Source organism: Microbacterium aurantiacum, assembly GCF_021654035.1.
Lineage (GTDB): Bacteria > Actinomycetota > Actinomycetes > Actinomycetales > Microbacteriaceae > Microbacterium > Microbacterium aurantiacum.
The window spans coordinates 564169-586747 of record NZ_JAJPDW010000001.1 but is presented as its reverse complement, the minus strand read 5'-3'; the positions used below and the strand labels follow the sequence as shown (position 1 = coordinate 586747).

General features: G+C 71.0%; 18 protein-coding genes. 4 read left to right on the top strand and 14 right to left on the bottom strand.

The genetic code is table 11. From position 1 onward, the window contains the following. Positions 1-64 precede the first annotated feature (64 nt). From LTL01_RS02810 to LTL01_RS02795, 4 genes are all read right to left on the bottom strand, one after another. Entirely contained in the window at positions 65-2446 is a 2382-nt protein-coding gene (locus LTL01_RS02810) for a family 43 glycosylhydrolase (RefSeq protein WP_236967328.1), read from the bottom strand. Between the two features lie 94 nt (positions 2447-2540). Further along, entirely contained in the window at positions 2541-5465 is a 2925-nt protein-coding gene (locus LTL01_RS02805) for a family 43 glycosylhydrolase (protein WP_236967327.1), read from the bottom strand. A 121-nt stretch (positions 5466-5586) separates the two neighbouring features. Then, entirely contained in the window at positions 5587-5742 is a 156-nt protein-coding gene (locus LTL01_RS02800) for a hypothetical protein (protein ID WP_236967326.1), read from the bottom strand. Between the two features lie 304 nt (positions 5743-6046). Beyond that, positions 6047-9565 carry a family 43 glycosylhydrolase gene (locus tag LTL01_RS02795; RefSeq protein ID WP_236967325.1) on the bottom strand — a complete coding sequence of 1173 codons (3519 nt, stop codon included), beginning with the start codon at positions 9563-9565 and terminating at the stop codon, positions 6047-6049. A gap of 147 nt (positions 9566-9712) precedes the next feature. Here LTL01_RS02795 and LTL01_RS02790 point away from each other — a divergent pair, with 147 nt between their 5' ends. From LTL01_RS02790 to LTL01_RS02780, 3 genes are all read left to right on the top strand, one after another. Beyond that, complete coding sequence (locus tag LTL01_RS02790; protein WP_236967324.1) at positions 9713-10627, top strand: oxygenase MpaB family protein; 915 nt, start codon at positions 9713-9715, stop codon at positions 10625-10627. A gap of 153 nt (positions 10628-10780) precedes the next feature. Next, entirely contained in the window at positions 10781-12052 is a 1272-nt protein-coding gene (locus LTL01_RS02785; protein ID WP_236967323.1) for an MFS transporter, read from the top strand. 135 nt (positions 12053-12187) lie between these two features. Then, positions 12188-12529, top strand: a complete 342-nt coding sequence (locus LTL01_RS02780) for a DUF2834 domain-containing protein (RefSeq protein WP_236967322.1) — start codon at positions 12188-12190, stop codon at positions 12527-12529. 15 nt (positions 12530-12544) lie between these two features. Here LTL01_RS02780 and LTL01_RS02775 read toward each other — a convergent pair whose 3' ends face one another. The 10 genes from LTL01_RS02775 to LTL01_RS02730 form a co-directional block, all read right to left on the bottom strand. Next, positions 12545-13318 (bottom strand): IclR family transcriptional regulator domain-containing protein, encoded by a 774-nt coding sequence (locus LTL01_RS02775; RefSeq protein WP_236967321.1) that lies wholly within the window; start codon positions 13316-13318, stop codon positions 12545-12547. 38 nt (positions 13319-13356) lie between these two features. Further along, positions 13357-14523, bottom strand: coding sequence for a thiolase family protein (locus LTL01_RS02770; RefSeq protein WP_236967320.1), 1167 nt, complete (start codon positions 14521-14523; stop codon positions 13357-13359). Then, positions 14520-15191 carry a 3-oxoacid CoA-transferase subunit B gene (locus tag LTL01_RS02765; RefSeq protein WP_236967319.1) on the bottom strand — a complete coding sequence of 224 codons (672 nt, stop codon included), beginning with the start codon at positions 15189-15191 and terminating at the stop codon, positions 14520-14522. The genes LTL01_RS02770 and LTL01_RS02765 overlap by 4 nt, the downstream gene beginning before the upstream one ends. Further along, positions 15188-15928, bottom strand: coding sequence for a 3-oxoacid CoA-transferase subunit A (locus LTL01_RS02760; RefSeq protein ID WP_236967318.1), 741 nt, complete (start codon positions 15926-15928; stop codon positions 15188-15190). Before LTL01_RS02760 ends, LTL01_RS02765 begins: the two co-directional genes overlap by 4 nt. Positions 15929-16032: 104 nt before the next feature. Continuing rightward, positions 16033-16443, bottom strand: a complete 411-nt coding sequence (gene pcaC / locus LTL01_RS02755; protein WP_053548853.1) for a 4-carboxymuconolactone decarboxylase — start codon at positions 16441-16443, stop codon at positions 16033-16035. Next, positions 16443-17282, bottom strand: coding sequence for an alpha/beta fold hydrolase (locus LTL01_RS02750; RefSeq protein ID WP_236967317.1), 840 nt, complete (start codon positions 17280-17282; stop codon positions 16443-16445). Before LTL01_RS02750 ends, pcaC begins: the two co-directional genes overlap by 1 nt. Further along, complete coding sequence (locus LTL01_RS02745; RefSeq protein ID WP_236967316.1) at positions 17279-18658, bottom strand: lyase family protein; 1380 nt, start codon at positions 18656-18658, stop codon at positions 17279-17281. Before LTL01_RS02745 ends, LTL01_RS02750 begins: the two co-directional genes overlap by 4 nt. Further along, entirely contained in the window at positions 18648-19217 is a 570-nt protein-coding gene (gene pcaG, locus LTL01_RS02740) for a protocatechuate 3,4-dioxygenase subunit alpha (protein ID WP_053548856.1), read from the bottom strand. Before pcaG ends, LTL01_RS02745 begins: the two co-directional genes overlap by 11 nt. Further along, positions 19217-20032, bottom strand: coding sequence for a protocatechuate 3,4-dioxygenase subunit beta (gene pcaH / locus LTL01_RS02735; protein ID WP_236967315.1), 816 nt, complete (start codon positions 20030-20032; stop codon positions 19217-19219). Before pcaH ends, pcaG begins: the two co-directional genes overlap by 1 nt. A 97-nt stretch (positions 20033-20129) precedes the next feature. Beyond that, positions 20130-21314: an acyl-CoA dehydrogenase family protein gene (locus LTL01_RS02730; protein WP_236967314.1), complete on the bottom strand. Its 1185-nt coding sequence runs from the start codon at positions 21312-21314 to the stop codon at positions 20130-20132. A gap of 62 nt (positions 21315-21376) precedes the next feature. Here LTL01_RS02730 and LTL01_RS02725 point away from each other — a divergent pair, with 62 nt between their 5' ends. Beyond that, positions 21377-22564, top strand: a complete 1188-nt coding sequence (locus LTL01_RS02725) for a CaiB/BaiF CoA transferase family protein (RefSeq protein WP_236967313.1) — start codon at positions 21377-21379, stop codon at positions 22562-22564. Positions 22565-22579 lie beyond the last annotated feature (15 nt).

Genomic DNA, 22579 nt, shown 5'->3' with positions numbered 1-22579 from the left:
ACAAGTCTTTCCGGAGGGGATTTCCCGGGGGCGGACACGCGGTCCGCCCCCGGGGTTTTTCGGGTCAGCCGCAGCTGCGCGCGCCGTACGACGCGTCGAGCTCGACCTCGACGGTCTCGCCGTCGACGACGGCCGTGGCCGTCACGGTGGCGGAGCCGGCGACGACGCTCGTCGAGCGCGTGTTGAACGCCGTCGAGGCGGTCTTCCCGGGCTCGATGGAGGCGTACGTCTTCGTGCCGAAGTCCGTCACGATCGTGGCGCGGACCGGAACCTCATCCTGGTTCGCGACCGACACCGAGGTCACGACCTTGCCGGCGAGGCACCGGGTCGTCACCGCAGCCGTCACGTCGAGGGTCGGGGCGGCGTCCGCAGCCGTGAACGACCACGTGTCGAGCTCGAACAGGTCGCCGGTCGGTCCCGCGAAGGTGAAGAACACGTCCTGCGTGCCCGTCGCCCCCGTGAGCTCGGCCGAGAGCTCGGTCCACTGGCCGACCTCGCCCGTCACCGGGATGGTGCCGAGGACGGTGCCGGTGGCGCTGCCCTGACGGACCTGGATCTCGCCACCCTCCTGGAGCGGCTTGACCTTCACCGAGACGGACGCCGCGCCGTCGTCACCGAAGGCGACGGCGGACAGGGCGGTGTAGTCGCCGTTGTCGATGTCGGTCACGGCCAGGTTCGGCGACGTGCCGCCGAACTCCGCCGAGCCGCCGTCGATCTTCGCCGTGGCGATGCCCTTGCTCCAGCCCAGGGTCTCGGCTTCGAACGTCCGGAACGGATCGAAGTCGCGCACCTGCTCGACCCCGGCGTAGTCGCCGACGACCTGGTTGACGGTGCCGTCCTCCTTGAAGGTCAACTCCTGGATGTGCGGGCTGCGGTAGCCCTGCGTGGTGTCGCCGTTGATGCGCTTGTTGAGGGTGGGGGCGTGGTACGTGAAGTAGTACTTGCCCTCGTACTCGAACACCGACTGGTGGTTGTTGCCACCGGTCCCCGCACCGAAGAACTGCGACTGGTTCGGGAACATGACGCCCGCGTAGGCCTCCTTGGGGAACGACATCGGGTCGTCGGAGATCATGTAGCCGATCTCACCGCCGCCCGGGTAGCCGGGCACGCGGGTCTGGTTGCCGCCGAAGTCGTTGCCGCCGAAGTGCGACGAGTAGGACAGGTAGTACTTCTCGCCGCGCTTGAACACCTGCGCCGCTTCGAAGGCGACGGGCGCGTCGACGACGGCCGCGGTGCCCTGGGTGGAGACCATGTCGTCACCGAGCTCGATCACGCGCAGGTTCTTCGGGTTGTTGAACCGCTCCTCCGCGGGGAAGCTCGTCGAGGCGGGACCGCCACCGAAGTACAGGTAGGCCTGACCGTCGTCGTCGACGAACGGCGCCGGGTCGAACAGCCACGACACACCCTGGGAACCCGGGGTGCTGCTGTTGATCAGCGTCGAGGTGCGCTGGCTCGACCAGGGGCCGAGAGGCGAGTCGCCGGTGATGACGTTGCTGGATCCGCCGCCGTTGGCGTAGTAGAGGAAGAACTTCTCCTCGCCGTTGACGACCTTCTTCTCGATGCCGGGAGCCCACGAGTTGTTCGTGAACGGGGCGATGCCGTTCTGGCCGGCGACCTGGATCTCACCGTGGTCGACCCAGTTGACCATGTCGGTGGTCGAGATGAGCGTCAGCTGGTTGATGTTGCCGTAGTTGATCTGCGGCGAGACACCGGTCGACGGGTTCGGGGCGTAGCCCTGGGTGTCGTTGGTCATGTACATGTACACGCGACCCTCGTGCACGAACCCGTAGCCGTCGGCGCCGAACTTGTGGCCGATCAGGGGGTTGTGCTCGCCCGGAAGCTTCCCGGCGACCTCGATGGTCTTCGACGGCGCAGCCGGCGGCGGGGGCGGCGGGGCGCCCACGAGCGAGATGTCGTCCACGACGAAGTCCATCAGGTGCGTGTCCGGCGCCGTCGAAGGGTTGGCGTTGAACGGCGTCTCGATGAACAGGCGCGTCGTGGTGACGTTCTGCCCCTCGGGGATCGTGAAGGTGGAGTTGATGTACCCCCACTCACCCCGTGCGGGGGTCACGCTTCCGAGGTTGGTGTACGTGAACCCGCCGTAGTGCATCGTCGCGAAGAACTGCTTCGTGGCAGGGCTGTTGGGGTTGTCGTACTTCACCCGCGCCTTCACCGTGTAGGTCTGGCCCGCCTGCAGCTTGCCGGACAGATCCTGCATCGGACCGGAGCCGGTCGTCTGCCGGGCACTCGCGCGCAGAGCGCTCGTGCCGCTGAAGGCGTCGTCGGTCAGGGTCAGGGTGGCGCCGTCGGTGGAGTTGCCGTTGTTGGCGAACCACCCCTGTGTGCCGCTTTCGAACCCACCGTTGACGATGAGTTCCTCCTCGGCCGCGTAGACGGGTGCGGTGACAACGAGGCTCGCTGCCAACAGCACACCGGCCGCGGCCATCGCTGCGATCCGGAATCGGGATCGCGTGAGGCCATGCTCGTGCAAGAGATTTCTCCTCTGTGTGTACAAGGTGTCCCTATTCAGTTGTGGTGTCTCACGACGTGCAGCTGCGCGCCGTGAAGCTCTCGGTGAGGTCGGTCGAGATCTCGCCGGAGGTGGCTGTCACCCGCACCTCCCCCGCGGGGATCACGGCCTGACGCGACGTGAAGGCGTACGAACTGGCCTTCCCGGGCGCAAGGGACGCGATCTTCTTCGTGCCGTACGGGGTCACGATCTCCACCGACACGGGGGCGTCCTCGTCGTTGCGCACGGTCGCGGAGACGAGCACCGAGCCGGCGAGGCAGCGCGTCGACGCGACCAGGGTGACGTCGAGCTTCGGCGCCTCGTCGACCAGGACCCCCAAGCGGGCGAGCTCCAGGCTCAGGGCGCGCTCGGGAGCGTCGATCTGGTTCTGGGTCCCGAGCGTCCCCGCGCGTGCGGCGACCGCCTTGTCGAGCGTCCGCTCCATCGCCGACCACGCATCTGCCGGGTAGTCCGCGGCGTCCAGTTCATCGGCATGCGCGATCGCGGCATCCAACGCGGTGGTGTCGAGCGGGAGGTTCTGCGCCGAACGGACGTCGCTCAGCAGGAAGTGGTCGACGTCGACCCATCCGCCCGCCTCCTCGGTCGCGTAGGTGAAGAGACCGACACGGTGCCCCATGAAGTGGGTCAGGGCTCCATCGAGGCTCTGCGGCCCCACCCGGTTGCCCAGCTGCGTCCACGTGACCCCGTCGAGGCTGTAGAGGAACGTCGTCCACAGCTGCCCGGTCGGGTTGGCGAAGTCGAGGTCGGCCTTCAGGTGCACCTCGGCGGCGTCACCGAGCGCGGCGGTGGTGCCGGGCACGAAGCTCTCGATGGCGGCGTGGTCGATCGTCGCAGTGAAGGGGGTCGTTCGATTGACGACACCGATCGTGTTGACTCCGTCGACCCGTTTGACGGCGACGTAGGAGAAGTTCCGCGCGTAGGCGGCGAGCCCCGCGACGTCACCGTCCTTCATCGCGGAGATGTCGAACTTCGTCTCCACCGACTGGCTCGGCGCGAACGTACGCTGCGACAGGGTGTTTCGCGTCTCCTCCAGCCACGTGACCTGATCGTCGTTCGCGAGCTTGACGTGGCGGAAGTCGCCGGTGACCGTCTTGCCGTTGGTCAGGCGCAGCCAGCCGTCGCGGTCGGTGAGCGACCAGTAGCGGTTGTCGGGCGCGTGATTCCACTGCCACTGGATGTCCAGTCGCGAATCCGTCGGCGCGATCTCATCCGGATGCGGGTTCTCCCGCGTGATCGGCCGTCCGGTGAGCGTGACGTCGTCCACCTGGAAGTCCATGAGGTGCGTCGCCGGCGCGGACTGCGGGTTCTGCGTCCACGGCGTCTCGACGAACAGCCTCACGGCGTCGACGTTCTGCGACGCCGGAACGGTGAACGATCCGGTGATCGTCGCCCACTGCCCGCGCTGCGCAGTGACGGTGGCGAGGTTCGTGAACGTGCCGGAGCCGTACCGCGCCGTCACGAAGAACTGCTTCGTCGCCGGGCTCGCGGTGTCGGTGTACTTGACCTTCGCCGTGACGTCGTAGGTGATGCCCGCCTGGATCTTGCCGGACAGGTCCTGCGCGGGGCCGGAGCCCGTCGTCTGGCGACCGGTCACCGCGATCGATCCGGCGCCGGTGGCGGCATCCGTCGACGCCGAGAGGGTCGCGGTGTCGTTGGCGAACCAGCCCGTCGTGCCGTTCTCGAAGCCGCCGTTCTGGATGAGATCGACGCCGAGGAGCGTGTCGTCGTATTCCGGCGAGGACGGGATGTCCCACATCTCGTCCATGTAGGCGCGGTGCGGTGCGTCGTTGTCGAAGTCGTCGGAGGTGACGATGCTCTTCTGGCGTTCGAGCGTCTGCTCCGCCGGGCTCAACTCGATGGGCTTGGCGAACGAGCCGTTCACCGGGACGCTGCCGTTGTTCCCGAAGACCGGCCAGCCGTCCTCGCCCCACGTCGCCGGGATGAGGGCGGGGATGCGACCGGTGGGGAAGGTGTCGCGGAAGAACATGCCCCAGTAGTTCAGGGCGCCGCTCTCGTCCTCGATCGGCACGAGGCTCCCCTGCGCGAAGCCGTTGGAGTTGAGGACCCCCTTCGCCTCGTACGGGTTCGAACCGTCCTCGGTGGCATAGCGGCCGAGGAGGTGATCGGAGCGGAACAGCACCACCTGGCGCCCCTGGCCGGAAGGCCAGGTGATGATGACGATGTAGTACTTGCCGTCGATGTAGGTGACCTGCGCGCCCTCGAAGAGGCCGCCCACCGGCGCCCCCGGGTAGTCGGCGGGGCGGATGATCTGGTTGTAGGTCTGCAGCACCTGCGTGAAGTCCGCACTCAGACGCACCGCGCTCGTGGAGCCCGAGCCGTAGAAGATGTACGGCGTTCCGTCGACATCGAAGAACAGGGACGGGTCGTGGTAGGACCCGGGCAGTTTCGTGCGCTCCCAGACCCCGTCGTCGATGTCATCGGTCGTGTAGAGGTACGACCCCCCGAGGTTGTTGGTGTTGAAGGCCACGTACCAGGTGCCGTCGTGGTACCGGATCGACGAGGCCCACTGGCCCTGACCGTAGGAGGTCTGGCCGTTGCGGAGCGAGAAGTCGTCGCCGATGTCGGCGCGGTTGAAGACGTAGTTGACGATCTCCCAATTGACGAGGTCGTACGACTTCATCACCGGCGCCCCCGGGCTCAGGTGCATGGTCGTGCTGATCATGTAGTAGATGTCGCGTCCCTCGTCGTTCTCCGACGCCGGGATCCGCTCCACCGACACGTCCGGCACATCGGCGTTCATCAACGGCACGCGGTAGGTGCCGTCGCCGTTGTCGGTCGAGGTGTAGGCGGAGTCGGGGTTCCACGGCTCCGCCGCCGCGGCGGCGGGGACCGGCATCAGCAGCGCTCCGAACAGCGCGCCCGCCGTGAGCGCGGAGACCGCTCCGCGAGACAGTGTGGACAGGGACGGGGACATCGGTGGCTCCTTCGACGGGCGCAGTCGGAACCGACTGCGGGGTTCTTGCGGGGAATGCGGGGGTACAGGGGCAAGGTGGGGGTCCCGCGGGGGCGGAGAGACGACTCCGCCCCCGCAGCACTCACCGGGCGCAGGACAACGCGGCGTGGTCGTACGTCGCCGACGACTCCTCGGTGACGGGCGAGAAGGGCGTCGATGCCGTCACGGTGACCTCTCCGGCGGGGAGTTCGGCCTGACGCGTCGAGCGCCGGAGCCGATGGGGGGAAGCGGGGACCATTCGGATACTCCTTCGTATCTGTCGTCACGCGGATGCCGGGCTGCGCGATGTGGGGACCGCAGCTCCGAGTCTGAGAACGCCCTTAAGTGTTACCGTTAACAGTCCGAAAGGCACAACCCCTTTCGCGAAAACTTTCTCCCTTCCTCGTGCCTCGTGGGACGCATACCCCACCCGCCCGCGGACAGGCCGCAGAGAGGGCGCAGCCACCTCCTCCTCGGCTGCGTTCCCTCGACGGCGCACGCCCGTCGCTATCGCGAAACGAGTGGTCGGAAAGTGCTTTCCATTTGCGATTCCTTTGTGGTGTTCAGCGCGCGCCGCAGAGGGTCGCCGGGTGTGCGAGATCGAAGCCCACCGTCGTCGGAACGCCCTCGACGGTCGCCGAGGCGGTCACAGTCACCACCGCCGCGGGGACGGCGCTCTGGCGCGTCGTGAAGCTGTACGACGCCTTCTTCCCCGGCGGCAGAGCCGCGATTGTTTTCGAACCATACGGCCCCCGGATGGTGACGGCGGCGGGCACGTCGTCATCGTTCGCGACGGTCACTGCCTGAAGCACAGTGCCGGCCAGGCAGCGCGTCGACAACACGGCGGTGACGTCCAGTTCCGTCTCCGCGGCGGGACGCACGACGACCTCGATCTCCACCTCGCGATTGCCCGGCGCGACCTCCTCCTCGGCCTCCATGTCGAAGATCGGCAGCCCGTCGGCGGCGAAGTGCACGCGCCGCACGAACGTGTCGCGGCCGCTCAGACCGTTGTTGTCCGTCCGGGCGTGGAAGACGTAGAGCAGGTTGTCGTTCTCGTCCCGCGACCACATCCCGTGCCCCGTCCCCAGCTGCCACTCGCCGTTGAAGAGGCCGGACTTCTGGATGGGATAGCCGAGCTTCGTCCACAGAGCCGGATCGGTGAGGTCGGCCCCCGCTCCGGCCGGTGCGGTCAGCAGACCGGTCGTGTAGGAGTCCCCCACCAGGGACCCCGAGTAGATCATGAAGAGGGTGCCGTCCTGCGCGTGGACGTTCGGCCCCTCCGCGATGAGGTTGTCCCACGCGTACTCCGGCGGCGTCAGCCGCACCGCGGGCGAGGTCAGCCGCGTGGGATCCGTCGGATCCATCTCGGCGATGAAGAGCGACCCGAGCATCTGCCACGCGTAGTACGACGTCCCCGAATCCTCGAAGAACGTCATGTCGAGCGAGATGCCCTGGATGGGGTTGAGGATCGCGCCTTCGGCGGTCCGCACCTCGCGGGGCTTGCTCCAGTTGCCGGGAACGGCCGGATCGAGGTCGTTCCCATGGGCGTCCTGCTGCAGCTGCATGATGCTCGCGCGGCCGGTGAACATGTCCGGTCGACCGTTCGAGCCGTTGTAGCAGGGCATGAACAGGATCGACAGGCGTCCGCCGATCACGTGGTACTCGGGGGCCCAGAAGCACCCCGTCATCACCCGCCCCTCCGCGTCGGTGTCGCCGCGACGGAGGAGGTCGACCTCGACGTTCCGGCCGGCGCGCAACGCCTCATCCGAGAGGTCCTCGATGCGGTCGGCGATCCGGATGGGCATGTGCGCCCCGCCCTGCGGGTCGATGTTCGCGCCGTACAGGTCCTCGGTGGCGATCATCAGGAACTTCTGCTCGCCGTTGAGGTCGTACCGGAAGATCGACGGATCGGCGCGTTCATCGGCGAACGGGGTCGCGTATTGCGGCACCTCCAGCTCGCCGCTGACCGTGTAGGTCCCGGGGACGTCGGTGTCGACCGCGGCGAGGGACGCCGCATCCCAGGCGACGCTGCGTGAGGCGGTCGAGCCGTCCGTGTAGGCGAGTTCGGCGCGTGCCGGGAGCGCCGCTGCCTCGAGCGCGTCGCCGGCGTCGAGTTCGACGGGGTCGAACGCCTGGACGGTGGTGTTGGACACGCGCCCGAATCGCACCTCCAAGGCGCGGGCGAGGGCGCGATCGACGACGACGGCGTTGCCGACCGCGTAGTCCTCGACGTCCGCGTCGTCCTCCACGGTGATCGCGGAGACGGCACCGCGGCGCACCTCGCCCTGCGACTGCGGATCGGTCAGGTCCGCGAAAGACGTGTACACCGACGCCCCGGCGTCGCTCGTCCACGTCAGAAGGTAGCGGCCCGACGCGCTGTCGAAGACGGCGGCCGGCCGGTTGACCCCGCCCGTGACCCCGAGGTCGATCATGCCGACCTCGTCATAGGTGCGCAGGTCATCGCTCCGCGCGAAGAGCACACTCGAGGCGCGCGTGCCGTCGTCCGCTCCCCCGCGGGCCGTGCGCGTGGCGACGACACCGAAGCCGCCGTCGGCGAGATGGAACACGTGCGGGTCGCGAAGACTCCGGATGAGCGCGTCCCGCGGACCCGCCGCGGGGATCTCGGCCGAGGTCTTCGGGAAGAAGATGCCGTAGTTCTCGTTCAGCGGCATCCACCCGTCGCCGTCGGCGAGCGCGAGGTGCATGCTGAGCGCGACGTCGGCGTTGTTGGCGACCGCAGCGCTCGTGGGGGTGCGGTGATAGGCGAGGACGCGGGTGGCCTCGCTCGCGGGGAGGACGCGGACGGCGAAGCGGCGCTGGCTGACCGCACCGGTCGCGGAATCGGTCACGCGCACCGCGAGGGCCGCGTCGGTGATCTCATCCGCCGCGAAGACGCCTCCCTCCAGCACCGCGTCCGGGTCGTCGACGACGTCGACGGTCATGCCGGGAGGAGCGGCGGGGAGGGTGTCCCCGGCGGCCACACGGGTCGGGATGACGAACAGCCCTGCGAGGCGGTCCACCCGCTCCTGGGCCGTCTCGGTCGAAGGCTCCACGGTCACCGTGATCGACGTCGTCGCCTCCTGGCCGCGGACGGTCGCCGTCGCCGTCAGGATGACCTCCACGGGTTCCGCGCCGATCAGCGGGGCGGTGACCGTGCCGTCGGGCGCGACCACCTCCGGGGCGCTCGAGACCCACGTGACGCGTCCGGCCGCCGTAGGCAGGTCGATGTCGGTGCTCGTCGTGAGGTCCGACACCTGGAGGCCGTCGAGCAGCTGCTGCGCGCGGGCACGGAGGTGGTCGACGTGGGGTTCGGCATCCGCGAGGGAGAGCTCGGCGATCTCGGACGCCTCCAACGCGCGCTCGTACACGTGGAACGACGAGATCGCCCCCTGGAACAGGGGGTCCGGCCACGGCGCACGCCCGATGGTGTTGAGCGACTGATCCGCCACGTCGGCGGGCGTGCCCGCCATCGCACCCTCGGCGACACGGATGCCGTCGAGGTACAGCGCCGCGCGGCCGGCGTCGCCGTCGATCACCGAAGCGACGTTCACCCACTCGTCCGCGGCGACGCCGCAGGATCCGCTCGAGACGAGTCGCTCCACGCCCGCCGTCTTCAGCCCGACGAGAGGGGATCGGCCCGAGCCGCAGTTGAGGGAGGCGAAGAAGTACTCGGTCGCGGCGGATTCGTTGCCGATGTTCCACAGGAAGTGGAAGCCGCCGAGCATCGCCTGTGACGCCCGCACCTCCGCGACCACCGTCGCCGAGGTCGCGTCGGCCAGCAGATCGCCCGGCAGCTCCACCCAGTTGCCGGACGACGTCTTCGCCCCGCCGCGGAGCGTGAGCGATGAGCCGGTCCAGTCGGAGGGCTGCAGGTTGCGGACGGTCGCGGCGCCCACGCCCACTCCCGCGTCGACGACGGCGTTCGGGACGCTCGCGCCGGTGCTCTGCCCGAAGTCGTACGAGGCGACGAGCCCGTCGGGCGAGACGTCGGCGGCCGCCGGAGCGGTCGCCCCGAGGCCGGCGATCAGAGCGGCGACCGCTGCCGCCACGACGACGGAACGCGCACGTAGGGGTGTGGGCATCGGACTCTCCATCGAGTTCTCTGCGGCCGGGATGAACCGACCGGCGGTCCGCGTCAGCGCGGCTGTTATCGCTCACGTTAGCGGTAACCAAGCGGGGACGCCACCCTTTTCCGGACCCGGGTCCGATGTGCGTGGCACGCTGGGAGGGTGCCTTCCGCCCCTCGAACCACCCCTCGCGAGCCTCTCCGCGCGCGCTTGCTGACGACGCTGTCGGGCGACCCCGCCGGCCAGCCGCCGTGGGTGCGAGCCCTCGCCGAGGGCGACGACGCGGGCTACTTCCACGACGGCGGCGCGGTGTGGACGGTGCACGCGGGGCTCGGAACCCTCGTCGCCGGCATCCGTGCCCTGCTCCTCCAAGCCCTCCATCCCGGGGCGCTCGCGGGCGTCCACGAGTTCTCGCGCTACCGCGAGGACCCGGCGGGCCGTCTGGTCGGAACGGTGCGCTGGATCCTCTGCGTGACCTACGGCTCGACGGCGCAGGCCGACCGCGAGACCGGACGCGTCGCGCGATTGCACGAGCGGGTGCGCGGCGCCTACGACGCCGCCGACGGGCCGCGGGAGTACTCCGCCGGCGACGCCGACCTCGTCGAGTGGGTCCACATCGCCTTCACGGACGCCTTCCTCGGCAGCCACCAGCGCTGGGGCGGACCGATTCCCGGCGGTGCCGATGCGTATGTGGCCGAGTGGAGCCGAGCCGGCGAGCTCATGGGGCTCACCGATCCGCCCCGCACCGAGGCCGAGCTGCGCACGCGCCTGCGGGGGTTCCTGGACCGCGGCGAACTCCGTCGCGACGAGCGGGTCGACGACGTGGTGCGCTTCCTCCGCGGCATCCGCTTCCCCGGCGCGATGCGGGTGGCGTATCGCATCCTCTTCGCCGCGGCCGTCGCGAGCCTCCCCCGCGAGTACCGGAAGATCCTGGGTCTCCGGCGCGTGTGGTGGCCGGCCGTCACGCTGACCCGGATCGTGCTCGCGGTGTCGGCGCGCGCCCTCGGCGAAGGGCCTCGCGCCCAGGACTTCGCACGCCGGCGTCTGCGGCGCCTCGGCGTTGAACCGGCATCCTGATCCGCGGATGTCGGGGCGTGGCCCCGCCCAGCACTCTCCCATGTGCACCCTCTAGCATCGAAGGTTGATCCGGGGTGCATCTACCTGGCCCGACGCGGGACGAAGGCGGCACGACAGGCCGCGGCGACCCGCGGCGCGAGACACAGGAAGCAGATGTACAAGACGATCGCCGCACCACCACGCACGTCCCTACTCCGCGAAGCGGGGGTCGCCTACTTCCCCATCGCCCTCATCGCGCGCCTGCCGTTCGCGATGCTCGTCGTCGGGATCCTGACGCTCATCGTCGCGGCGCGCGGGTCGCTGGCCCTCGGCGGACTCACCTCCGCCGCCACGGGCCTCGGCACCGCCCTCATCGGGCCGCTCCTCGGCGCCGCCGCCGACCGGTTCGGCCAGCGCCCGGTGCTCCTCGTCGCGGGGACCGCCAACGCCCTCCTCCTGCTCGCCCTGTCGTGGCTGGCCTTCTCGCCCGCTCCGGATGCCGTACTCCTGGCCGTCGCGTTCGCGATCGGCGCGTCGATGCCGCAGGTCGCCCCCCTCTCCCGCAGCCGCCTGGTCGGCATCATCGGACGGGCCTTCGCCCGCGATCGGCGCGAGAAGGTGCTGAACGGCACGATGGCCTACGAGTCCGCGGCCGACGAGATCGTCTTCGTCTTCGGCCCCGTCATCGTCGGGCTCCTCGCGACCACCCTGAACCCGGTGGCGCCGGTCGTCGGTGCCGCCGTGCTCGCCCTCGTCTTCGTCACGGCATTCGCCCTACACCCCACCGGCCGCACCGCGACCGCGCACCCGGCATCCGCCGGTCCCGCGCCCGTCCGCACCGACGGCGGTCAGGCCATCACCGCGGCGACCGACATCGTCCAGGCCCCCGCACGCGAGCTCGCCGCACCGGCGCTCGTGACGACCGTGCTCGGCACGCTCGGAATGGGTCTGTTCTTCGGAACGATGCTCACCTCCCTCACCGCCTTCATGGACGAGCGCGGCGTGCCCGAGCAGGCGGGCCTCGTCTACGGCGCGATGGGGATCGGCTCGGCCGCCCTCGCCCTCGGTGTGGCGTTGTTCCCGGCGCGCTTCACCCTGACCGCGCGGTGGCTGGTGTTCGGGTCGATCCTCTTCGCCGGCAGCCTCACCCTGCCCCTCGCGCAGGACGTCGTCGGCATGGCCCTGTGCCTGCTGCTCATCGGCATCGGCATCGGCCCGACCCTCGTGACGCAGTACAGCCTCGCCGCCCGGCACAGCCCGCGCGGCCGGTCCTCGACGGTGATGACGATGCTCGGTTCGGGTGTCGTCGTCGGCCAGTCCGCGGGTGCGGCGGTGACGGGGCTGGTCGCCGAAGCGGGCGGGGCCTCCGTCGCCCTGATCGCGCCGATCGTCGCCGCGGCGGTCGTCCTCGGCGCGGGGATCGCCTCGGCCCTCGTCCGCCGCTGACCCCGCGCTGACCCCGCAGCCGCAGACGCTCAGGTGGCGTGTGCGGCCCCCTCGCGCGCGCCGAAGGGGCCACAAGCGCCACACGAAAGGCGTGGCGGATGCCGCGGGCCCCGGCATCCGCGCGAGAATGCGCCCATGACCCGCCACCTCACGCCGCTCGCGATCGCCTATCTCGTCATCGCCATCGTCGGCCTCGTGGGGACGTGGTGGTTCAACGCGCTCGCGATCGTGCAGATGAACGACTTCGTCACGGACCTCGTCACGAGCGGCCCCGCGGTGTCGTCGATCACCGTCGACCTCCTCGTCGTCGCGGTCGCCGGGAGCGTCTTCATCCTCGTGGAAGCACGCAGGTTGCGGATGCGCTTCGGCTGGCTCTACGTCGTGGGCTCCGCGCTCACGGCGTTCGCCTTCACCTTCCCGCTCTTCCTGGCGATGCGTCAGCGGCGGATCACCGAGCTCGCCCGCGCGCAGTCCTAGCGCGCGGCGCGAGGATCACCCCGGGTGCTGGAGCCGGAGGTCCTCGTCGATGCGGCGAGCCGTCTCCACGAGCGCGGGGAGGATGTCGCTCCGCGCCCGGTCGGCGCCGATCCGCGCCGAGGGGAGGGCGACATTGACCGCGGCGATGACCCGCCCGCGCGCATCGTGGACGGGGGCGGCGACGGAGAGGAGGCCGGTCTCGAGCTCGCCGTCCACGAGCGCCCACCCCTGCGCCCGCACGAGCGCCACCGCGCGGAGGAGATCGTCGGGTTCCGTCAGCGTGGCGGCGGTGTGCGCCTCGAGCGTCGAGCGCTCCAGGATCGCGCGCACCGCGTCGTCGTCGAGCGCCGCGAGCAGCACGCGCCCCATGCTCGTCGAGGCGGCGGGGAAGCGTGTGCCGACGGTGATGCCGACGCTCATGATGCGGCGCGGGGCGACACGACCGACGTAGACGATGTCGGTGTCGTCGCGCACCGCCGCCGACGCGCTCTCGTCGATGCGCTCGGCGAGGTCGACCAGGTGAGGTTGCACGAGGGCGGGGAGCCGGGCGGCGGAGAGGTAGCTGAATCCGAGCTCGAGCACCCGCGGCGTCAGCGAGAACACCCCGTCGTCGGAGCGGACGTAGCCGAGCTCCTCCAGCGTGAGCAGGAACCGCCGGGCCGCAGCCCGGGTGAGGTCCGCGCGACGCGCGACGTCACTGAGGCGCAGGGAGGGATGGTCGCGGTCGAACGCGCGGATGACGCCGAGGCCCCGCGCGAGGGACTGCACGAAGTCCGCTGATTCCCGCACGCCCCCCACGGTACCGGGGAGCGGACCCGCCGCCGCACTCACCGCTCGAGGACGACCGCGAGCCCCTGGCCGACGCCGATGCACAGGGCCGCGACCGCGACACCCCCGCCGCGACGGGCGAGCTCGTGGGCGGCGTGCCCGATGATGCGCCCGCCCGAGGCGCCGAGCGGGTGCCCGATGGCGATCGCGCCACCGTGGATGTTGACGATCTCGGGATCGAGCTCGTCCCACAGCTGCAGACACGCCAGGCTCTGCGACGCGAAGGCCTCGTTGAGCTCGACGAGGTCCACGTCGGCCCACGTCTTGCCCGCGCGGGCGAGGGCCCGGTTGGCGGCTTCCACCGGCGCGACGCCGAACACGTCCGGGTCGTTCCCGAAGGCCGCGCGACCGGCGATGCGGGCGAGCGGCTCGCCGTCGAGCTCTCCCTCGCCCGCGAGGAGCAGCGCCGAGGCCCCGTCGTTGATCGAGGAGGAGTTCCCGGCGGTCACGCTGCCGTCCGCGGCGAAGAGGGCCTTCAGTCCCGCGAGGCGCTCGAGCGTCGTGTCGGAGCGGATGCCCTCGTCCCGGGCGAGCTCGTGTCCGGGAACCTGGACGATCTCGGCGTCGTACGCGCCGGACTCCCACGCGGCCGCGGCCAGGCGGTGACTGCGGAGGGCGAAGGCGTCCTGGGCCTCCCGGGAGATGCCGTGGATTCGCGCGAGCTTCTCCGCCGACTCCCCGTTGGAGATCGTCCACTCCGTCCCGAGGGCCCGGTTGGTCATGCGCCAGCCGATCGCGGTGTTCCACAGGGTCTGGTTCCCCACCGCCGGCCACGGGCGGGGGGACTTCTCGACCACGAAGGGGGCGCGGCTCATCGACTCGACGCCGCCGGCGACGATCACACGGGCGTCGCCGGCCTCGATGGCGCGCGAGCCCTGGATGACGCTCTCGACACTCGAGCCGCACAGGCGGTTGACCGTCACACCCGGGACCGAGGTGGGATACCCGGCGAGGAGCGCGCTCATGCGGGCGACGTTGCGGTTGTCCTCCCCCGCCTGGTTCGCATCCCCGAGGATTACGTCGTCGATGCGGGCGGGGTCGAGACCGGAGCGCTCGACGATCGCCTTCAGCGCCACCGCGGCCAGGTCGTCGGGCCGCACGCCCGAGAGGGCGCCGGCGGCGCGACCGAACGGGGTCCGGACGGCGTCGTGGATGTAGGTGCTCATGCGGGAACGTCCTCTTCCTTCTCGATCGGATGCTGCAGCCGCAGTCCCGTCAGCTCCTCCAGGAGCTCGACCGTGTTCTCGCCGAACAGCTGTCGCACCCGGAACCCGTCCGGGGTGACGTCGAAGACGGCGTGGTCGGTGTAGACGCGGCTGACGCAGCCCACGCCCGTGAGCGGGTAGGTGCACGCCGCGACGAGCTTCGCGCCGCCCTGCTTCGTCAGCAGGTCGGTCATCACGAAGACGTCCCTCGCACCGATGGCGAGGTCCATCGCGCCTCCGACGGCGGGGATCGCCCCCGGGGCGCCCGTCGACCAGTTGGCGAGGTCGCCGTTCTCGGAGACCTGGAACGCACCGAGTACGCACACGTCGAGGTGCCCGCCGCGCATCATCGCGAACGAGTCGGCGTGGTGGAAGTAGGCGGTGCCGGGGCGCTCGGTCACGGGCTGCTTCCCCGCGTTGATGAGGTCCGGGTCGATCGCATCCGGAGCGGGCGCCGGACCCATGCCCAGCATCCCGTTCTCGGTGTGCAGGATGATCTCGCGCCCCTCGGGGAGGTAGTCGGCGACGAGCGTCGGTGCACCGATGCCGAGGTTGACCACGGCCCCCTCCGGGATGTCGGCGGCGATCAGGCGCGCGAGGTCGTCACGGGAGATCCGGCTCGCGGTCATCGTGCTTCTCCTTCGGTCGGGCGGCCTTCGATGTCGACGCCGCCTCGGAACTGTCCGCCCTCCAGCCACCGGCGCTCGCCGACGGCGACCAGCCGGTCGACGAAGATGCCGGGGGTCACGATCGCCTCCGGGTCGAGGGCGCCGAGGTCGACGATCCGGTCGACCTGGGCGACTGTGGTGGTCGCGGCCGTGGCCATGACGGGACCGAAGTTGCGTGCGGTCTTGCGGTAGACGAGGTTGCCCCAGCGGTCGCCGGCGAGCGCGGAGATGAGGGCGAAGTCCGCACGGATCGGGTACTCGAGGACGTAGTCCCGGCCGTCGATCGTGCGGGACTCCTTGCCCTCGGCGAGCTGCGTGCCGACGCCCGTCGGCGAGAAGAAGGCCCCGATCCCGGCGCCCGCGGCCCGCATCCGCTCGGCGAGATTGCCCTGCGGGACGAGCTCGAGCTCGATGCGTCCCGCGCGGTAGAGGTCGTCGAAGACCCACGAGTCGTGCTGACGCGGGAAGGAGCAGATGATCTTGCGCACCCGGCCGGTCCCGAGGAGCGCGGCGAGGCCGGTGTCGCCGTTGCCCGCGTTGTTGTTGACGATCGTGAGGTCGCCGGCCCCCTGGGCGATCAGCCCATCGATGAGCTCGACGGGCTGCCCTGCCCGGCCGAACCCGCCGATCATGACGGTCGCGCCGTCGGGGATGCCGGCCACTGCGGCCGCGGCATCCGTCACGGTCTTGTCGATCACGTCGCCTCCTCGAGAAGTGTTCGCATTGCGCACATGTGTGCGCATGACGATCAGTGTACGCCGCACAGCACCTCCGCGCCAGAGCGGAGGAGACGGGGAGCGGGTCACTCGCCGGCGGCGAAGACCTCCGAGGCGATGCGGAAGGCGGTGTTCGCCGCCGGGACGCCGCAGTAGATCGCGGACTGGAGGATGACCTCCTGGATCTCCTCCATGCTCAGCCCGTTCCGCCGCGCCGCGCGCAGGTGCATCGCGAGCTCTTCATGGTGCCCGAGGGCGATGAGCGCGGTGAGCACCGCGACCGACCGCGCGCGGCGGTCCAGTCCCGGGCGCGACCAGATGTCACCCCAGGCGTACCGGGTGATGAGGTCCTGGAAGTCGGCGGTGAGGGGCGTGGTGGCCGCGATCGCGCGGTCGACGTGGGCGTCCGAGAGCACCTCGCGACGCACCCCCATGCCCTGCGCGTGGCGTTCGCCGTCGGTGAGGCCGTCGCCGTCGGGTCGGGTCGTTCCGGTCATCACTGCTCCTGCTCCTGCTCGCGCTCGTGGTCGTCGCGGCCGTCGTCGTCGCGACCGTCGGAACCGGATGCCGGTCCGAAGAAGGCCGCGAGCGCCGCCGCCGTCGCCGCGGGATCCTCCGCGGGCGGGAGGTGCGCGACCCCCGCGAGGCGCGAGACGCGTCCGTGGGCGACCCCGTCGCCGATCTCGCGCGCCTTCGCCTCGGGGGCGACGGCGTCGTGCTCGCCCCACAGCGCCAGGACCGGCATCCGGAGGTCCGACAGGCGGGCCCGCACGTCGAAGTCGGCGAGCGCCTCGCAGCACCGCGCGTAGCTCTCGGCGTCGGCGTCGCGGAGCGCGTGCAGGAGGCGCCCGGAGAGCTCGGGGCGGCGCTCGATCGACCCGGGCGCGAACCAGCGCTGCGCCGACGGGACGATGAGGACCGAGGTCGACTGCGCGCGCACGGTCGCCGCGCGCTCGTGCCAGGCCGCGGGATCGCCGAGCTGCGCACCCGAGGCGACGATCGCGAGCCGGTCGACGAGCTCCGAATGCCGGAGGCCGAACTCGAGTCCCACCGCACCCCCGAGCGAGACACCGGCGTAGGAGACGGGGCCGTCCGCGAGCGCGCGCGCACCCTCCGCGACGGCGTCGGCGAGGTCGGCGACGGAGAAGGGCGCGTCGGCCGGGGCGGAGGCGCCGTGTCCGGGCAGATCCCAGGCCACGACGCGGTTCCGCACGGCGAGCGCGGGGATGACGTCCTCCCAGAGGATCGTGGAGGTGCCGAGCGAGGGCCCGAGGATCACCAGCGGCGCCCCGGCAGGCCCCACGGGGGCGGTGAACGACAGCGTCGGGACGGTCATGCGTCCTCCTCGCGGGGAGCGGCGATGCGGCGATCGGCGTGCAGGGCGCGGTCCACCAGGATGTCGGCGAGGCCGGTGTAGCCGGCCGGGTCGAGCAGGGTGTCGGCGTCGAGATCGAGGTCGTGCCGGGCGATGAGCCCCCGGACCAGGGCGGCGAGATCCTCCCCCGCGCCCGCGCGGGCGACCAGCGCGGCGACCTCTTCGCGTCCGACGCGTGGGCCGAGGACCAGGGAGAGACGTTCGGCGAGCACGAGTCCCCCGGTGTCGTCCACGTGCGCCGCCGCGGCCGCCGCGTCGACCCGGAGATGCGCGGTGAGGGATGCGGCGTGCCACGCGGCACCGAGTGCGAGTCGCAGGAGCTCCCGGAGCGTCGGCCATTCGGCGTGCCACGCACCGTCGGGCCGCTCGTCCACCGCGAGCGCGGAGGCGAGGTGGAGCGTCGCCCCGAGTTGCGGCGCGCGCAGGGCGGCGGAGCGGATGAGCACGGCCTCGGCGGGGTTTTGCTTCTGCGGCATCGCGGAGGACCCGCCGCCGATGCCCTCGGCGACCTCGCCGATCTCGGTGCGGCTGAGGGTCGCGACATCCGCGGCGAGCTTGCCGAGCGCATCGACGGCCTGGACGAGCACGTCGCCGATCTCGGTCACGGGATGACGCAGCACGTGCCAGGGCCCGTCGGGGGCATCCAGCCCGGCATGCTCCGCGAACGATGCGACGAGCTGCTCCGCCTGTGCCGGCGAACCGGCGACCTCCACGAAGGAGGCGAGGGTCCCGCCGGCGCCGGAGAGCTGCGCGGGGAACTCCAGGGCGTCCAGCCGAGCGGCCGCGCGCCGGAGACCCCGTTGCCAGTTCACCGCCCGCAGGGCGAAGGTCGTGGGGACGGCGTGCTGCGTGAGCGTGCGCGCGACGACGACGTCATCGCGGTGTCGCTCGGCGAGCTGCAGCAGCCACTCCTGCGCGTTGCGGACGGAACGCGACACCTGCTCGACGGCGCGCTTGGCGACGATCATGATCGCCGAGTCCCAGATGTCCTGACTCGTCGCGCCCCGGTGGACCCACTCCCGCGCGTCCGCGGGCACACGCGCCTTCATCACCCCGACCAGCGGAATGACCGGATTGCCTCCGGCCACGGCATCCGTGGCGAGTGCCGCCGCGTCGATGCCCGAGGACGGACGGATGCCGCGATCCGCGCGGAACTCCTCCCGGATCGCAGCGACGGCCTCGACGGGCGCGAGACCCATCGTGCCGTACGCCTCGACGAGCGCCACCTCGGCGGAGACGAGGGCATCGAGGAAGAGCCGGTCGGAGACGAGGTCGTCGTGGCCGGCGGTGACCGGCGAGAGCAGTCCCAGATCGAATCCGGGGACGTCAGAAGGCAAGGAAGACGGTCTCCTTCTCGCCCTGCAGCCGGATGTCGAAGTGGAGTCCGCCGTCGGGCGTGCGCGTTGCGATGAGACTATCGCGCTCCTCTGGGGTCAACGAGGACAGGAACGGGTCGGCGGCGAGGAGCTCGGGCGAGTCCGGGAGGTAGATGCGCGTGTGCAGCTTGTTCGGCAGGCCCCGCGCGTAGACGATCGCGGCGATGAAGGGGGCCTTGCCCTCCTGGGCGCCGGGGTTCCGCGTCCAGAACTCCCAGTGCCCGTCGTCGGTGGTGAAGGTGCGCCCGAAGCCGGTGAAGGTGTGGTCGTCGCGCCGGAACGCCCCCCGCGCCCGCGGCACGGAGCCGTCGGTGTCGGCGGAGAAGATCTCGATGAACGCGTCGGGGATCGCCTGGCCGTTCCCGTCGGTGACGGTGCCGCGCAGCACGATCGAACCCGGGGAGTGCGGGAAGACGACCTGGCTCATCTTCGGGTACTCCACGCCGTAGGCGAAGAATGGCCCGACGGTCTGCCCGGGGGTCGGGGCGAGGCGTTCGCGGGTCTCGGGCTGCTCGCTCATCAGTGGTCTCCCTCGTTCTCGAACCACGTCGCGTCGGGACCGTCCACGACGATGTCGAACCGGAACCCCATGGAGAACTCCGGGACGGTGAGGTCGTGGTCGTAGACGCCCACCAGGCGATCGCGGTCCTTCTGGGTGCGGATGGTGTTGTAGATCGGGTCGAGCGCGAACAGGGGGTCGCCGGGGAAGTACATCTGGGTGACGATCCGCTGCGTGAACGCCGATCCGAACACCGAGAAGTGGATGTGGGCGGGCCGCCACGCGTTGACGTGGTTCTTCCACGGGTAGGCGCCGGGCTTGATCGTGGTGAAGTGGTACGCGCCGGCGTCGTCGGTGACGATGCGTCCGGCACCGGTGAAGTTCGGGTCCAGCGGCGCGGGGTGCTGGTCGCGCTGGTGGATGTAGCGTCCGGCGGCGTTGGCCTGCCAGATCTCCACGAGCTGGGCGCGCACCGGGCGTCCCCACGAGTCGCGCACCGTGCCGCTGACGGTGATGCGCTCTCCCTGCGGCTCGCCGGTGTGCTGCAGGGTGAGGTCGGACTCGATCGCGGCGACGTCGCGCTGCCCGAACGCCGGCGAGAACAGCTCGATCGTCTCGGGGTCGACCAGCTTCGGGTTCTTCGTCGGATGCCGCAGGATGCTGGACCGGTACGGCGGGAAGTCGTAGAGGGTGGCGGGGACGTCCTCCCCCGCCGCCACCCGGCGCTCCGCCGCGGCGTGCGCGTCGATGATCTCCTGCGTGATGGCAGCCTGGCTCACCTGGTCCGGCGACGCCAGCAGCGTCTCCGGCGCGGCCGCGGACGGGGTCTCGGTCATGGATGTCTCCCTCGACATGACGATCGGGCACTCCATCGTGCGGCGGGACCGCGCGCACGATGGAGGCATTCCCACCCAATGGGAATGAAGATCGCCCTCAGCCGCGGAAGGCCGGGATCCCCGTGATCCGCTCCCCCAGGATCAGCGTGTGGACCTCGTCGGTGCCCTCGTACGTGCGGACGGACTCGAGGTTGTTCGCATGGCGCAGCGGCGAATACTCCAGGGTGACGCCGTTCCCGCCGAGGACGGTGCGCGCGTCCCGGGCGATCTCGATCGCCGCGCGGGTGTTGTTGAGCTTCGCCACCGAGATCATGTGGTGCTCCAGCCTTCCGGCATCCTTCAGGCGTCCGAGCCGGAGGGCGAGGAGCTGCGCCTTCTGGATCTCCAGGGCCCACTCGACGATCTTCCGCTGCGTCAGCTGGAACGATGCGATCGGGCGGTCGAACTGGCGGCGCGCCAGGGCGTACGCCAGCGCCTGTTCGGCCGCGTCCCGCGCGGCGCCGACCGCTCCCCACGCGATGCCGTACCGCGCCTCGTTCAGGCACGAGAAGGGGCCGCGGAGCCCACGGACCTCGAGCATCGCGTCGGCCGGGACGCGCACGCCCTCGAGCGTCACGTCGCACTGGATGGACGCGCGCATCGACAGCTTCTCGGGAATGGGGACGGCCGCGAAGCCGGGGGTGTCCGTCGGGACGAGGAATCCGCGCACACCGTCCTCCGCACGCGCCCAGACGACGGCGACGTCGGCGATGGACGCGAGCCCGATCCAGCGCTTGGCGCCGTCGATGACCCAGCCGTCGCCGTCACGACGCGCGGTCGTGGCCATCCCGCCCGGGTCTGACCCGGCATCCGGCTCGGTGAGACCGAAGCATCCGATGATCTCCCCCGCCGCCATGCCGGGGAGCCACCGCTGCTTCTGCGCCTCGGTGCCGTGCTTCGCGATGGCCGACATCGCCAGCGACCCCTGCACCGACACGAACGTGCGGATGCCGGAGTCGCCGGCCTCGAGCTCGGCCATCGCGAGGCCGTACTCCACCGCCGAGCGCCCCGCGCAGCCGTAGCCGTGCAGGTGCATCCCCAGGAGCCCGAGCTCGGCCATCTCGGGGATCAGCTCGCGGGGGAAGTGCGCCCGGTCGTACCAGTCCGCGATGTGCGGACGGATGCGGCGTTCGACGAACTCCCGCACGCGGTCCCTGCCCGCCCGCTCCTCGTCGGTGAACTCCGACTCGATGTCCATGAGGTCCAGGGCACGGCGGAGGTCCGCCGCGGATGTGTCGGTCATGTCGCGCCTCCGCTTCGAGTGTGCACCACCACGCCCGCAGACGGGCGAGCAAGATGGATCCCATGATCGATCCCGCCGAGCTCGCCCGCGCGTTCGACCGACCGACGCACGGTCCGCTCGCGGGCGTCGTCGTGGCGGACTTCAGCCGCGTCCTCGCGGGCCCCTACGCGACCATGCTGCTGGCCGACATGGGGGCGCTGGTGGTGAAGGTCGAGTCGCCCGGCGGCGACGACACCCGCCGGTGGCGACCTCCGGTCCGGGGCGACGAGAGCACGTACTTCCTCTCCGTCAACCGCAACAAGTTCGCCCTCAGCCTGGACTTCGCGGATGCCGGCGACCTCGCGATCGCCCATCGGATCGTCGCGCGCGCCGATGTGATGGTCGAGAACTTCCGTCCCGGCGCGCTCGCACGGTTCGGCCTGGACGCCGCGAGCGTGCGGGCGCGGCATCCGGCGCTGATCGTCGCCTCACTCACCGGGTTCGGCTCCGGCGCCGGTGCCGCCCTCCCCGGCTACGACCTCCTCGCCCAGGCGGCGTCGGGTCTCATGAGCGTCACCGGAGATGCGGACGGACCGCCGACGAAGGTCGGTGTCGCCGTCGTCGACGTGCTCGCCGGCCTCCATGCCGCTGTCGGCATACTCGGCGCCCTGCACGCACGGGAGCGCGACGGAGAAGGCCAGCGCGTCGAGGTGGACCTGCTGACCTCCGCGTTGTCGGGCCTGGTGAACCAGGCGTCGGCGGTGATCGCCGCGGGCGCGAGCCCCGGCCGGCTCGGCAACGCGCACCCGAGCCTTGCACCCTACGAGCCCTTCGCCACGGCGGACGGCACGCTCGTCATCGCGGTGGGCAACGATCGGCAGTTCGCGCAGCTGTGCGAGGCGCTGGAGACCCCCGATCTCGTCGAGGATCCCCGGTTCGCGACGATGCCCGCGCGCAACGCGCACCGCGAGATCCTGCACACCCTCCTCACCGAGGCGCTGCGGGCGCGACCCGCGGCGGAGTGGTCGGCCCGACTGCGGGATGCAGGCGTGCCCTGCGGACCGCTCAACGACATCGCCGGCGGCATCCGGATGGCCGATGAGCTCGGGCTCGACCCGGTGGTCACCGCGGGCCCGGCGGAGAGCGGCGTCCCCACCGTCCGGCATCCGATCCGCTGGTCGAGCGGCGACCTCGACTACTCGAAAGCTCCCCCGGAGCGGGACGCCGATCGTGACCGGATCCTGCGCTGGCTGGCGGCGGACTCCGCCTGACGCCTCCCGGGGGGC